This window comes from Paraburkholderia sp. BL27I4N3, from assembly GCF_003386115.1.
In the GTDB taxonomy this organism is placed as follows: domain Bacteria; phylum Pseudomonadota; class Gammaproteobacteria; order Burkholderiales; family Burkholderiaceae; genus Paraburkholderia.
This window is the reverse complement of record NZ_QREJ01000001.1, coordinates 6,802,084-6,814,653: the sequence shown is the minus strand read 5'-3', so window position 1 is coordinate 6,814,653 and position 12,570 is coordinate 6,802,084. Positions and strand designations below refer to the sequence as shown.

Annotated in this window: 14 protein-coding genes; 7 read left to right on the top strand and 7 right to left on the bottom strand. The window is 61.5% G+C overall.

What is annotated here, in order from left to right; translation table 11 throughout:
• Positions 1–47: 47 nt before the first annotated feature.
• Positions 48–419, bottom strand: a complete 372-nt coding sequence (locus B0G71_RS31010; protein ID WP_106281452.1) for a hypothetical protein — start codon at positions 417–419, stop codon at positions 48–50.
• A gap of 314 nt (positions 420–733) precedes the next feature.
• On the opposite strand from B0G71_RS31010, the gene B0G71_RS31005 reads away from it, so the two are divergent.
• The gene (locus B0G71_RS31005; RefSeq protein WP_116146574.1) at positions 734–2,473 is read left to right on the top strand and encodes a methyltransferase type 11; all 1,740 of its coding nucleotides are present in this window, start codon (positions 734–736) and stop codon (positions 2,471–2,473) included.
• Positions 2,474–2,530: 57 nt separating this feature from the next.
• Here the strand turns inward: B0G71_RS31005 and B0G71_RS31000 are convergent, their stop codons facing one another.
• The 3 genes from B0G71_RS31000 to B0G71_RS30990 all read right to left on the bottom strand — a co-directional run bounded on the left by B0G71_RS31000 (position 2,531) and on the right by B0G71_RS30990 (position 4,275).
• Positions 2,531–2,791, bottom strand: coding sequence for a hypothetical protein (locus B0G71_RS31000; RefSeq protein WP_116146572.1), 261 nt, complete (start codon positions 2,789–2,791; stop codon positions 2,531–2,533).
• Positions 2,784–3,533 carry a DNA/RNA non-specific endonuclease gene (locus B0G71_RS30995; protein WP_116146570.1) on the bottom strand — a complete coding sequence of 250 codons (750 nt, stop codon included), beginning with the start codon at positions 3,531–3,533 and terminating at the stop codon, positions 2,784–2,786. Before B0G71_RS30995 ends, B0G71_RS31000 begins: the two co-directional genes overlap by 8 nt.
• Positions 3,534–3,915: 382 nt before the next feature.
• Positions 3,916–4,275, bottom strand: coding sequence for a DUF3564 domain-containing protein (locus B0G71_RS30990; RefSeq protein WP_116146569.1), 360 nt, complete (start codon positions 4,273–4,275; stop codon positions 3,916–3,918).
• A gap of 161 nt (positions 4,276–4,436) precedes the next feature.
• Between B0G71_RS30990 and B0G71_RS30985 the strand changes: the two genes are divergently transcribed.
• A complete protein-coding gene (locus tag B0G71_RS30985; protein WP_116146567.1) occupies positions 4,437–5,126 on the top strand; it encodes a DUF4410 domain-containing protein in 690 nt (229 codons plus the stop codon).
• A gap of 59 nt (positions 5,127–5,185) precedes the next feature.
• Here B0G71_RS30985 and B0G71_RS30980 read toward each other — a convergent pair whose 3' ends face one another.
• Entirely contained in the window at positions 5,186–6,871 is a 1,686-nt protein-coding gene (locus B0G71_RS30980) for an acid phosphatase (RefSeq protein WP_116146565.1), read from the bottom strand.
• A 99-nt stretch (positions 6,872–6,970) separates the two neighbouring features.
• On the bottom strand, positions 6,971–7,258 hold the full coding sequence (locus B0G71_RS30975; protein WP_106286450.1) for a hypothetical protein: 288 nt from the start codon (positions 7,256–7,258) through the stop codon (positions 6,971–6,973).
• A 184-nt stretch (positions 7,259–7,442) separates the two neighbouring features.
• Between B0G71_RS30975 and B0G71_RS30970 the strand changes: the two genes are divergently transcribed.
• Positions 7,443–8,417: an IclR family transcriptional regulator gene (locus tag B0G71_RS30970; protein ID WP_116146564.1), complete on the top strand. Its 975-nt coding sequence runs from the start codon at positions 7,443–7,445 to the stop codon at positions 8,415–8,417.
• Between the two features lie 98 nt (positions 8,418–8,515).
• On the opposite strand, the gene B0G71_RS30965 is transcribed toward B0G71_RS30970, so the two are convergent.
• The gene (locus tag B0G71_RS30965) at positions 8,516–9,589 is read right to left on the bottom strand and encodes a porin (RefSeq protein ID WP_116146562.1); all 1,074 of its coding nucleotides are present in this window, start codon (positions 9,587–9,589) and stop codon (positions 8,516–8,518) included.
• A gap of 442 nt (positions 9,590–10,031) precedes the next feature.
• Between B0G71_RS30965 and B0G71_RS30960 the strand changes: the two genes are divergently transcribed.
• The 4 genes from B0G71_RS30960 to B0G71_RS30945 are packed head-to-tail and all read left to right on the top strand — an operon-like array spanning position 10,032 to position 12,562.
• Positions 10,032–10,346, top strand: a complete 315-nt coding sequence (locus B0G71_RS30960; RefSeq protein WP_116122805.1) for a non-heme iron oxygenase ferredoxin subunit — start codon at positions 10,032–10,034, stop codon at positions 10,344–10,346.
• Between the two features lies 1 nt (position 10,347).
• Entirely contained in the window at positions 10,348–10,659 is a 312-nt protein-coding gene (locus B0G71_RS30955) for a recombinase-like helix-turn-helix domain-containing protein (protein WP_116146560.1), read from the top strand.
• Between the two features lie 48 nt (positions 10,660–10,707).
• Entirely contained in the window at positions 10,708–11,802 is a 1,095-nt protein-coding gene (locus tag B0G71_RS30950; protein ID WP_116146559.1) for an aromatic ring-hydroxylating dioxygenase subunit alpha, read from the top strand.
• Positions 11,795–12,562 (top strand): SDR family oxidoreductase, encoded by a 768-nt coding sequence (locus B0G71_RS30945; RefSeq protein WP_116149029.1) that lies wholly within the window; start codon positions 11,795–11,797, stop codon positions 12,560–12,562. The genes B0G71_RS30950 and B0G71_RS30945 overlap by 8 nt, the downstream gene beginning before the upstream one ends.
• Positions 12,563–12,570: the final 8 nt, after the last annotated feature.

Sequence of the window (12,570 nt, the reverse complement as noted above, 5' to 3'; positions counted from 1 at the left end):
GATTACCTATACATGCCTGGCCGGTGCGTGCCGAAACCGATCACGTGTTATTGCGTTTTTGTCGTGTCGGTCTTTGCGCCGTCGGCTTTTACCGGGGCATTGCTGGCCTCTTTCGCGCCCTCCGTTTTAGTCGTGGCGGCGCTCGTTTCAGCCGCGGCCTTCTTGGTGGTCTTGTGGGCTTTTGCCGTGTGATGGGCGGACGTCTTCTTCACGTGCGCTTTGGTCGTGGCTTTGGCCGGCGCCTTCGTTGCTGCGGCGCTGTCGTCCGTGGCGCCCGTTTGAACGGCGGTGCTCGCCTTCAGGTTCGCCTGGCCGGCGGGTTGCGTTTGCGCGGGCTGCGCGGCGGACGGTGCGGCCGTTTGAGCGAAAGCGGTCGACACGAGCAGAGCGGAAGCGAGAGCGGCGAAAAGCGTCTTCATGGTTTAACTCCTGGTTTTAACCGGTTGATTCTTGTGTCGCGGCTGAAATGTTTCAGCGCTGCCGGTTTAACGTTGACGGGAAGACAGGAGTTGACGTCGCTCTGGTGACAAAACGTAACCGCTGAAACATATTGGGGATGCCGAAGCAGTTTCGGCCCTCCGGCTCGCGCCACGGCTACAAGTGGGAAACTCGCTTGTTCGCACCCAAGGCGCTATCTATATTGTGATATAGGAGTTTTTACCGGCGGAATATCATCTGCCTCCCCCGTCAACCGGGCGGCCTGACTTCTGACCTAACTTGGGCGAAACACCAGATGAACCCGTCACTCAAACTCGCGCAGCGGCGCTCGCAGGATCCGGCATTTCTGCAGGGCTACTTCTCTGGCGCCGGCCTGGACATGGGCGCCGGGCGCGATTCCGATTTCGGCTACGCGGGTCTTTTTCCTCGCATCGAACAACTGATTGCCTGGAACGTGAATGAGCGTGACGTTATCTATATGGACGACGCGCCAGCCGATGTATTTGATTTCGTTCATTCAGACTGCCTCGGGCGTTTCGCCAATCCTCATCAAGTGCTCGCAAGGTGGCTCGAACTCATCAAGCCCGGCGGTTATCTGATTTTGACGTTGCCGACCGATTCTCGCGGCGAAGAAATACTCTCGCCCACCCTGACGGACGTCGATCGTGAACGCACCTTCACCCCGCATCGGCCTGACCTGGCGATTGCGGGTTCCGCGAATGCGCTCGACCTGGTGAACAATGCTTCGGCTGTTTCATCGTGCGAACGCTTTTGCGTGCTCTGCGAGTTCGGCGAGAACCGGCAAGAGGGCTTCGCTGACAGACAGCATCAAGCGGCCGCGTACGCGATAGAAATAGTGCTGCGCAAGCGCGATGTGCCTCGAGTCTTCGACCTGGTCACTGCCATGCCGAGTGCGGAAACCGATTCGGCGATGCTGGACCTTTGCCACGAGACGCTAAGACTGTATCCGTATCGACTCCAGACCTACTTCCACATCAACCTCGAACTGGTGCGTCGGGGTCTTTGCGATCAACTGGAGGACTTGTGGGACGAAGGTGTCCGACGACTCCCGAACGAGCGCTTGCCGCGACTCTTCAATGCACTGATGCTGATTGCTGTCGGCAAACTCACCGAGGGTTTTCGTCGACGTGAGGCGCTGTTCGACGGCTCGGATTGGCGAGGCCGGACTACCGTGGCGCCGCCGGCTTATGCAAACTGGCGTGGCGAGTCGCTCGAAGGCAAATCGATCGTTATCTGGAGCGAATTCGGGCTGGGTGACGAGATTTTCTTTTTTCGGTTTGCGCGGATTTTTCGCGAACACTACGGGGCGGTGCGGGTGACGGTGGTATGTCAGGCGCCGCTCGTCGAATTGTTCAGGGCCTCGGGCGAGGCCGCGGCGATCTGCTCCGTCGAAGATGCGCCGCTACTGCCGATTCATGACTATTGGGTCTATCCGCATGCGATCCCGGTGTGGGCATCTCTCGACATCGATCATTTGCCGGACGTGGTGCCGTATCTGCGGGCGGGCGTCGCGCACACACCGATGGCCTTGCCGGGCAATCTGCAGGCATTGAAAGTTGGCGTGATCTTCAAAGGTGCGCCGACGCACGAGAACGACGCTGCCAGATCGCTGCCGTCGCTCAGCTGTCTCGATCCGCTCTTCGCGCTCGAAGACGTGGAGTTCTACATCATGCAGAAGGGCCAAGGCGAAGACGAAGCCGCCGACTACGCCATGCGCTTGCGCAACGTGCATGATCTCGGACCTGGTCTTCGTTCATTTGGCGATACGGCAAAACTGATGGACGCGCTGGACCTGGTCATTAGCGTGGACACATCGGCGGCCAATCTGGCGGGCGCGATGGGTAGGCCGCTGTGGCTAATGCTGCCCATGCTGGGCGACTGGAGATGGCACCTCGAACGGGAAGACAGTCCGTGGTTTCCCTCTGCTCGCCTGTTTCGGGAACAAGGCAGAGGGTGGCCCGAGGTCGTGGAGCGGATTCGCTTGGCTTTGATCGAACTGCGAAACACAAGATGAGGGCCGGCCGCTCGCACGAATAAAATGCATCGCGCCGGTGGCCGGCGCTTTGCGTGACTAATTGAACGGGTTCTGCACGACGCCCGGCTTCGCATCCGGTTCATCCTTGACCTTCGCGGGCAAATTGCTCTGCGCCTGCAAGCTGGCCACGATCGTATCTACAGCGTCTTTCAGTGCCAATGCGGCCTTCAGTCCGCGCTGATCCTGCGTCAGCTCCAGCGTGCCGTTCAGCACGATGCGCGTCGTGCCGTTACTCACGGTCAACGCATCGCCTTGAATGTTGAGCACGTCGTCGTCATTCGAATAGGGTTTAAACACCTTTCAGTCCTCCCGGTCGCTGATCTTTGAGGTTCTCCGGAATGCCCGGAAAACGGATGCCCGATGCTGCTTCAAGTTCGTGAATCGTCTTGATGTCGTAACGATTCGTCGAGACGTTGTCCACTACCACGGCGAACGCCATCTTTCGCGAAGGCACGTAGATCGCCTTGAACAACTGCGTCGGCACGAATACGCCCGTCGGTCCGATAGTCTGCAACTGCTGGCCGTTGAAGATCGGGCCGGTGACCACATAGGTATCGTCGTACGACACTGCGATTTTGCGCACCGACGTTTCAATGCGCGCCCACAGGCGCTGATTGTTCTCGCGGTTTTGCGGCACGACATTGGCCAGCGAGAACGATTGTGCCATCGCTTCCTGATTCCAGCGATTGCCTGCCGGGCTCATATGACCGCGGTCGAATCCGCTGCGTTTGTAGTCCGCGAGCGTGGCGCCTTCACCGTCCGGCAGGCGCGCGTCTTCGAAGAACTTGTTGGTGCGCACCATGTCTTTGGCGGCCTCGATATGATCGCGCGTCAGATGCTCGGCGGACCACAGCGGACCGTGCGTGATGCCCGAATGCAGAACCGCGAAATCGCTATAGCAAAGCATGCGCGTTTTCGACGCCATCTTCTGATTGCTCAGAACCGGCCATTGCGCATTCGATGTGAATTGAGTGCAGGAAGGCGCTGCGCTGGCGTGAGCGGCAACGACGAACAACAGATAGGCAAACCACTTCTTCATGTGTCAGTCAGTCGAGGGATCGGGGGCGCAAGTATAGCGTTGCGAGCCCGTCCCGCGCGACGTGAAATACAGGAAAACACTGGAGGAGAAAACGGATTCGGGCGTTGAGCGCTGTCATGAAAACGATACCGCCGCACGGCGCGCACGGCAACGTCTCACATCTCGCCGCACCAAAAAAAACGGGCCGCCTTGCAGCGACCCTAATGCGTGGACCTCCAACTCTACTCACGCAAACTTAAGGCGACCTTAAATGCGCGAGCGACGAAATCGCAATGAGGGAATCAAAAACGCGGCGTACGAACGCACGGACAAAATGACCCATGCGCTAGCGGAGCGCCGCTCGCGCACGGAAATTTAGACCGATAAAAACGAGTGCTAAAACCTAATTGTCGAACACGCTGTGTTCGGCGCGGACCTGTTGGCGGTCCACTGCTTGCAAGCGCCAGAAGCCGCTGGTCTGCGCGCGCGTCGGCAGGGCGGTCCATGCCGCGGCGCCTTGCGCGGCGCTCACGCGCTGCTTGCGGTCCACGTGTAATCCGCGCAGCGTGCACAGCGGCGCATCCGTGCTGGGCGCACACAAAGTGGTCACGCCGTTATCGTCGCGCAGTTCGCCCCACGGGGGCAGATCGATCCCTTGATGTGCTTCTCTCGACCACCGGTGTTCGTCGGTGTCGAGCCATAGCACAGCGTAATCATGGCTGACGGTGGGATCGGAACCGTTGATGAGGATGGTCAGTCGCATGGCGGGTTCCGTACAAATTGCGAAGTTGTGCTTTAACAGTCTATGCTGCAACGGGCGTTATGCAAGGCAAACCGCGTCACGATCAGGTACGAAAAAAAAGGACGCACGTTGCGCACGGTTGTACGATAGCCGCGTCCTGTTGACGTTCGCGGAGGCACGCCATGCTTCATCGATTTTTGCATTGCACAGTGATGGCGGGATGCCTGAGCGCGGCGGCGATCTCCAACGCCGCCGGGGCGGACAGTGCACCGTTCGCGGCGCCGGCGCCGGTCGTGTATGTCGCCGACTTCGATCTGGACGTCGCGAACGTGACGCCGGACAGCGGACCAGGTCAACGCGTGCGCCGCCTGCGCGGTTTGCTGCCGAGCGGACCCGGACCGATGGGCGAGGACAAAAATCCGCAGGATCATGCGAAACATATCGTGGACGAAATGGCGGAAGCGCTAACGGACGATCTGAAAAAGGCGGGCGTCGACGCGCGCCGCAGTGCGCCGGGTCAACCGTTGCCGGCTTCCGGTTGGCAAGTGCGCGGCGTGTTCTTGAGTGTCGACGACGGCAATCGCCTCAGGCGCGCCATGGTCGGATTCGGCGCCGGCCAGAACGACATTCAGGTCGCGGTGTCGTGCGACAACCTTGGTACGCCTGATTTGCCGCCGCTGTATCAGGCCGTCGACGAAGCCGACAGCAAAGGCATGCCGGGCGCGGCCATCAAACTGAATCCGTACGTGATCGCCGCCAAGTTCGTGATGGCGAGCGGCGACGAGAAGAAGACGATCAAGAAGACGGCTCAACAGATCGCCGATGCGGTGGTCGCAAAACTGCACGGCGCCGCGCAGTCCAAGCCGCAGTAATTCGAGTTGAAACGCCCTCGCCGCGCCGCAGGCGTTTCAACTTTCGAACGTTCAAGCGTTCAGGCCAGATCCAGCGTGCCCGTCAAATCTCCCAGCGGCGCGAGTCCGTTGCTTGCGAATGCCCGATCGCGCGCCACCACGCCATCGAGCGGCGCGAGCCCATGCACGCGGCTGATCAGTCGAAGGATCGAGTTGGTGTCGTACACCGTGTGATCGACGTAACCCTTCTTCGCCAGCGGCGAAATCACCAGCGCGGGAATCCGCGAGCCCGGGCCCCAGCGATCGCCCTTCGGCGGCGACACGTGATCCCACCAGCCGCCGTTCTCGTCGACGGTGACCACCACGACCGTGTTCGTCCATTGCGGCCCACGCTGAATATGCTCGATCACCGTCGCGATGTGACGGTCGCCCGACGCGACATCCGCGTAACCCGCGTGCATGTTCAGATCGCCTTGCGGCTTGTAGAACGCGACCGTCGGTAAGCGTCCTGCATCGATATCCGCGATCAGATGGTTGGTCGACGCGTCGTTGCCGAGGCCGCCATCGCGCAGATACTTGCGCCGCGCCACCGTGCCCGGCGCGTAATTCGTGAAGTAGTTGAACGGCTGATGGTGATACTGGAAGTCGGGCACCGCGCCGGTATCCTGATGCTCCAACGCGTACTGCCACGCGCCGCTGTACCAGGCCCAGTCGACACCCTTGTCGGTCAGCCGGTCGCCGATCGTCGCGTAATTCTGCGGCGGCAGCACGCGCGGATTCGACAGGTCCGCGAAGGCCGGATTGCCGCCTTCGGCCGGCCGCACGTTGCTCGGCTGATAGGGCGGCGCCATCGTGTTGACGGCGTAGCCGTCGGCGGTGAACGCGCCGTCGTTGACGAATTTCGGCGGACCGTCGAGCGCGGAGGCGGGCGAGTCTTCCGCCTGTTTCAGCCGCGTGCCGGTGGGATCGTCGCCGTCGACCACGGACACCATCTTCTTCGCCGGGCTGTTCTGAATGTCGGGATAGAACGGCGCCTGCGCCGAGATCAGGAAGATGTGGTTCAGCCACGAGCCGCCGAAAGCCGCCATGAAGAAGTTGTCGCACAGCGTGTACTGCTGCGCGAGGTTCCACAGACGCAGCGTGTCGGCGGAATTACGGTAGTGTCCCATCACCAGGCCGCCGGAATCGCCCCACGCGGCGAACTGGTTGTTGCGGCCGGCGTTGATCTGCATCTGGTTCTGATAGAAGCGATGCACGAGGTCGCGCGTGATCACGCCGGTCGGCAGCGGCGTGCCCTGCGCGTCGGCGATATGGAACGGGCGGTTGTGCAGATTGACGATATCCTTCTGGCCGATCATGTAGCGCTTGCCGTCCACTTCCTGGGCTTGCGGCACGAGGCCGCCCCAGATGGCCGGCAAGCGCGGCAGCGGCGTCTTGCCGTCGCGGTCGAGTTGCAGATAACGTTCTGCGCTCACGGCGTCGAGCGGATGCTGAACGCCGGGGAAGTTGCCGTACAGGTTTGCGAAGCTGCGGTTCTCCGCGTAGATCACGACGATGTGTTTCACCTGATCGTGAAGCGCGGCGTCCAGACGCAGGTCGGCGGCGCTGCGCGGCGCGCCGGTGCTCGACATGCTTTGGTCGGTTTTGCAGCCCGTCAGCGCCAGTCCGATACCGACTGCTGCCAGGCCGGTAAGGACTCGGCGGCGGTCGGGGTCGTCGGGGCTGTCATCGGCATTCGGCGGCAGGCTGGAGTCGTTGTCGGTCATCGGGAAGCTCCGAAAGGGCTGTGACGGACGCAGGCGCGCTGCTCGGGGCGGCGTGCGCGCGGCACCGGTTGCGGATTCGAGGTGGCCGGACGGTTCCGGCTAGGGGAGTCTACGCTTCACGCGCCAACTATTGTGTGTCGCGTCGACGGCAAGCAGAAGCCAATGCCGCGTATCGACGGGGTGACGCTTTTGCGTGGCATAGCGGTCGACCATCAGTTCGAGTTCGTCGAGCGCGCGGCGGTGGCAGGTGGCATTGGCGCCGGAACCATCCGCGAATTCGACGACGGCGGCCGCCGCCCGGGCCAGTTCGGGCAAGTGCGCGGTGCGCACCGCACAGCCCGGATAAAGGTGCGAATCGGCAACCTGAATCTGAATGGAATCGGACATGAGCGTGGCCTCCCGACGCTTGAGCGGCCCATTGCGCGGCAGCGAGGCCTCGCGCAATGAACCGCTTCAAAAGCATAGCACCCCGTGAAATGGTGGCAGTGCAGCAATTGGCATGGTTAACCGCGGCGCGCCACGCGCTATCATGCTGATCTGACCTTGATGAACAGTAGAAACGGCAGCCAAGATGGCAAAAGAAGAGCAGACAGGAGCGGGACGCAAGCAAGCGAAGCCACGCGGTGCGGCAGCGTCGATTTCGCAGGACGACGCGTTGCCGCAGGCCCAGGCAAACGACGCCGACTCCCAGGATTCCACCGACGAAGAGAGCGCCGGCGGATCGACTTATCTCGTGCCGGGTCTCGAACGCGGTTTGCGCATTCTGGCGGAGTTCAGCGCGCGCGAGCCGGTGCTCGGCGCGCCCGAATTGTCCAAGCGCATCGGCATTCCGCGCACCACGACGTTCCGTTTATTGCAGACGCTCGAAGCGCTCGGCTTTCTCGAACGCGTCAACGGCGACCGCTATTTCCGCCTGAGCGTCGCGGTGCTGAGGCTCGGTTTCGAATATCTGAGTTCGCTCGAATTGACCGATGTCGGCACGCCGATTCTCGAACGCCTGCGCGACGCCACGGGCCTGAGCACGCATCTGCTGATCCGCGATGAGCGCGACGTGGTGTTCGTCGCCAAGGCGCAAACCCATGCGCCCATGTTCAGCTCGGTGAAGGTCCATGTCGGCACGCGCTTGCCGGCGCATGCCACAGTGCATGGTCAGGTGTTGATGGGCGACTTGAGCTTCGAGGAATTGCGGCAGTTGTATCCCGAACCGCAACTCGAACGTTTCACCGAGCGCACGCCGGCCACGGTTGAAGAACTATACGAAAGAGTGCGCGAAAGCGCGGCGCTCGGTTATGCGCTGAGCGAAGCGTCGTTCGAGCGCGGTATTTCTGTAGTGAGCGCGCCCGTGCGCGACCAGAGCGGCAAGATCGCGGCGGCGTTGACCGTCACGATTCCGCGTTCGGATATCGGCGAAACCGAAGAGCGCGAGCCGCTTATCGTCGCGGTTTGCCAGGCGGCGCTCGAACTGTCCGAGCGACTCAGCTACCGGCCGCGTCCGGACGATCCGACAGCGGTTCAGGCGCGCCGCAAGCAGGTGGCGGCGGGCTGATTCCGCGCTATTTCAGCTTTCGCTTCAGCGCTAGTCTGGCTGCGTTCGTAGCCGGACTAGCCGCATCAGATCACAACCCCACCTGTCCCAGCAGAACCTCAGAACGAGTGATGGATGCCAGTCAGAATGATCGTCTGGTTCCGTCCACTCGACACACCCGCCGTAAAGAACGCCGCATCCGTATTCGAACCGGCACGCTCGTACAGAGCGTTCACATACAACTGCGTCGATTTCGACAACGCGTAAATGTCGCCGATTTCGAACTGCGTCCAGCGATGCCCCGCCAGCGTCGTCGTCGCGGCGCCGCCAGCCACGGTGTTGAACGGCGTGAACTGGTAATTCGCGCCGACGTCGTAGCTCTGATACGTGTCCGAGTGGCCGCCCGACTCCAGTTTCACGCGCGTATACAGTCCGTGCACGAGCAGCTTGCCGAACTGGTATGACGCGCCCGCCCCCATGTTCTCGACCTTGTCCGCGGTGTAATTGGCTGCAGCCACGCCCTGGAAGTTGGTGATGCCCGTCGTGACGATCGACGGCGTGCGATTGTGCTCGTTCGCATACGTCGCGCCGGCCTTGAACGGACCGTTCGCATAGCTAAGCGCAAAGCTCAGCGTCTTGCCGGTCGAGAAATTGGTCGTGTTGCCGAGACCCATCATCGCGCCGACCTGGAAGCCGCTGAAACTCGCCGAGCGGAATTTCACCGAATTGTCGAACGGCACCACGCCCGTGTCGGCGAGTTCGTCGATATTGCCCGGATGGAACGCGTACCAGCTTGCCGCCAGATAAGCCGTGCTCAGCGGACCCAGCACATCGAAGCTGAACGGCGTCTGATGACCAAGTGTCAACGTGCCGATCGTGTCCGAGCTCAGACCGACGAACGCCTGGCGATTGAACAGCACGCCCGCTTTAGCGAACGCGCCGGTGTTCGTATAAAAGCCGTTCTCCAACTGGAAAATCGTCTTCAGACCGCCGCCCAGATCTTCCACGCCTTTCAGGCCCCAGCGGTCGGGCTGCATGTTGCCCTGTTCTTCCATCCACTTCGAATGGCCGCCGACATTGCTGATATACGCGACACCGGCATCCAGACTGCCGTATAGCGTCACACTGCTCTGCGCCCATGCGCCTGTCGTTGCGCAGATTGCCGTCAAGGCGGCTGCAATGATGTGCTTCACCGTTGGTTCTCCTGATCACACGACGGGTAGCTCTCGCCAGATTCGTAGTCGCTGATCCGTGCTTTGGGTTGGATGCAGTTCTGCGCCGTTTACGCCGAAACTGCTACGCTTTGTATGTTCCATCTATGGGCGTTTGTATCGCCTATGGAAAATTATAGTGAGTCTGCAGGTGGTCAAAATAAATTTTCGGACCCCGTACAAACCCGTATAAGGGCTGGCCAATACGACTGAAAATTTGGCTTGAGCCTTGCGTGACAAGGCTCGCAGAGCATCGAAGCGGTTCGCGCCCGATTCCGCGACGTTGTCTTTCGAGCGCCACGCTCGGTGTTTTCCCCTATCGGCCGAGATTTTTATTTTCTCCAGCCAAACCCGCTCCTATAATTATCCATACACGAACTGATGTTCCTTGTATGGAACATAGAGCTTCAGGAGAAGGCGAGAAATGACTGAACAATGGCGCTGCGCCGGCCATGCCGGCGACCTGTCCGATGACACGCCGCTCGAGTTCAAACTCGACGGCGCCGAGATCGGCATCTACAAGGTGGGCGAAGCGCTGTACGCGCTGGAAAACGTCTGCCCCCATGCGTACGCGCTGCTGACGCAGGGCTTTGTCGACGGCGACACCGTCGAATGCCCGTTGCACGAAGCCGTGTTCCATATCCCGACCGGTAAATGCTTGAAAGAGCCCGGTGGCCGCGACCTGAAGGTGTACTCGGTGCGCCTCGCGGGTGAAGAAATCCAGATCAAGGTGGAATGACATGCGAGAGCAAATCGTGAACTTCAATCCTTTCCTGAAACCGTGGCTCGCGCCCCAGCCGAACAACGTCGCGGGTAAGGGCGTGATCGAAAAACCGGGCGAGACAGAGAACTTCATCTGGCAAACGCGCAAGGCCGAGCCGACCCAGTACGAAAACGACTTCGGCGACGCGCTCGAAAAAGTCTTCGAAGCCGGCGCGATCGAGTTGCAGGAAGTGGTCGACGGTCTGAACCGCGTCGGCTTCCGCACCTCGGAAGGCGGCACGTGGAACGCCGACCGCCTCGCTGCCGAATTCCGCCTGCTCGCCGAATAGGCGCGCTTTCCCGAACACGTTCATCGCTTTCGTACCCGGAGTCTCTTCATGACGTCCCCCAATACAACTCAAGGCGCGGCGGACCCGATCCAGTCGTATCTGGACAAGGGCCTGCGCAACTACTGGTATCCCGTTGCACCGAGCTGGCAAGTCGGCGACGCGCCGGTCGGCATCACGCGTCTCGGCGATCAGATCGTGCTGTGGCGTGACAAGGAAGGCAAAGTCCGCGCGCTCGAAGACCGCTGCCCGCACCGCGGCGCGCGTCTGTCGCTTGGCTGGAATCTTGGCGGCAGCGTCGCGTGCTGGTATCACGGCATTGAAATCGACGGCAGCGGTGAAGTCACCAAAGTGCCCGCCGTGTCGAACTGTCCGCTGGAAGGCCAGAAGTGCGTGAAGTCGTATCCGGTCGAAGAACATGCCGGCGCAATCTTCCTGTGGTTCGGCGACGAAGCGCATAAGGAGCCCACGCCGCTCGTGCTGCCGGAAGAATTGGTTGGCGAGGAATACGCGAGCTTCCTGTGTATGTCGCACTGGAAATGCAATTACCAGTACGCGATCGACAACGTGATGGACCCCATGCACGGTGCCTATCTGCATGCGACGTCGCACTCGATGGCCGAAGGCGACAAGCAGGCCGACATGCGTGTACGCAAGACCGAAACTGGACTGATGTTTGAAAAGGTCGGCCAGCGCGACGTGAATTTCGACTGGGTGGAACTCGGCGAAACCGGCACGCTGTGGATGCGCCTGGCCATTCCCTACAAGAAGAAGTTCGGCCCGGGCGGCAACTTCGGAATCATCGGTTTCGCAACGCCGGTGGACGGCGACAACTGCCAGGTTTACTTCTGGCGCACTCGCAAGGTGTCGGGCTGGCAGCGCGACGCATGGCGCTTCCTGTATCGCAATCGCCTGGAAGGTCTGCATTGGGCCGTGCTGGAGCAAGACCGCTATGTGCTGGAAAGCATGGCGCCGAACGCGCGCGCTCATGAATTCCTGTATCAGCACGACGTCGGCATGACGCGCGTGCGCCGCATGCTGCGCCAACGTGCGCAGCAGGACTTCGCCGCGCTGGAAGCGCATCGCGCCGAAGCGGCAAAAGCAGGTGTCGCGCAACCGGCGGAAGCAGGCCACAGCCATGCATAACGACGCGTCCGCAGCGCTCAACGGCCGGCGCGTCCTCGTGACGGGCGGCGCGCGTGGTCTCGGCGCGGCGTTCGTCCGCGCGCTGGTGCAGGCCGGTGCGCGCGTCGTGTTCGGCGACGTGCTGCACGACGAAGGCCGCTCGCTCGCGGCATCGCTCGTCGAGCAAGGACATGCGGTCACCTACGTGCCGCTCGATCTCGCCGACCCCGCCAGTATCAAGCAATTTGCGGAGCAAGGCGCGGCGCAACTCGGCGGTCTCGACGCGCTGATCAACAACGCGGCCATCACCAACTCCGGCGGCAAGTTCGCCGACGAGTTGTCTGTCGATACGTGGGACGCCGTGATGAACGTCAACGTGCGCGGCACCTGGCTGATGAGCACCGCCGCGCTGCCGTATCTGCGCGACTCGGGCCGCGGCAGCATCGTCAACATTGCCTCGGATACGGCGATGTGGGGCGCGCCGAAGCTGCTCGCCTATGTCGCGAGCAAAGGCGCGGTGATTTCGATGACCCGCTCGCTGGCGCGTGAATTCGGCGCTCACAACGTAACCGTCAACGCAATCGCGCCGGGGCTGACCGAAGTCGAAGCAACCGCATACGTGCCCGCCGACCGTCACGAGTATTACCTCCAAGGCCGCGCGCTGACGCGCGCACAAGTGCCCGACGACGTCACCGGGCCGGTGCTGTTCCTGTTATCCGATGCCGCTCGCTTCGTGACCGGCCAACTGCTGCCGGTCAACGGCGGCTTCGTGATGAATTGATCTTGTCG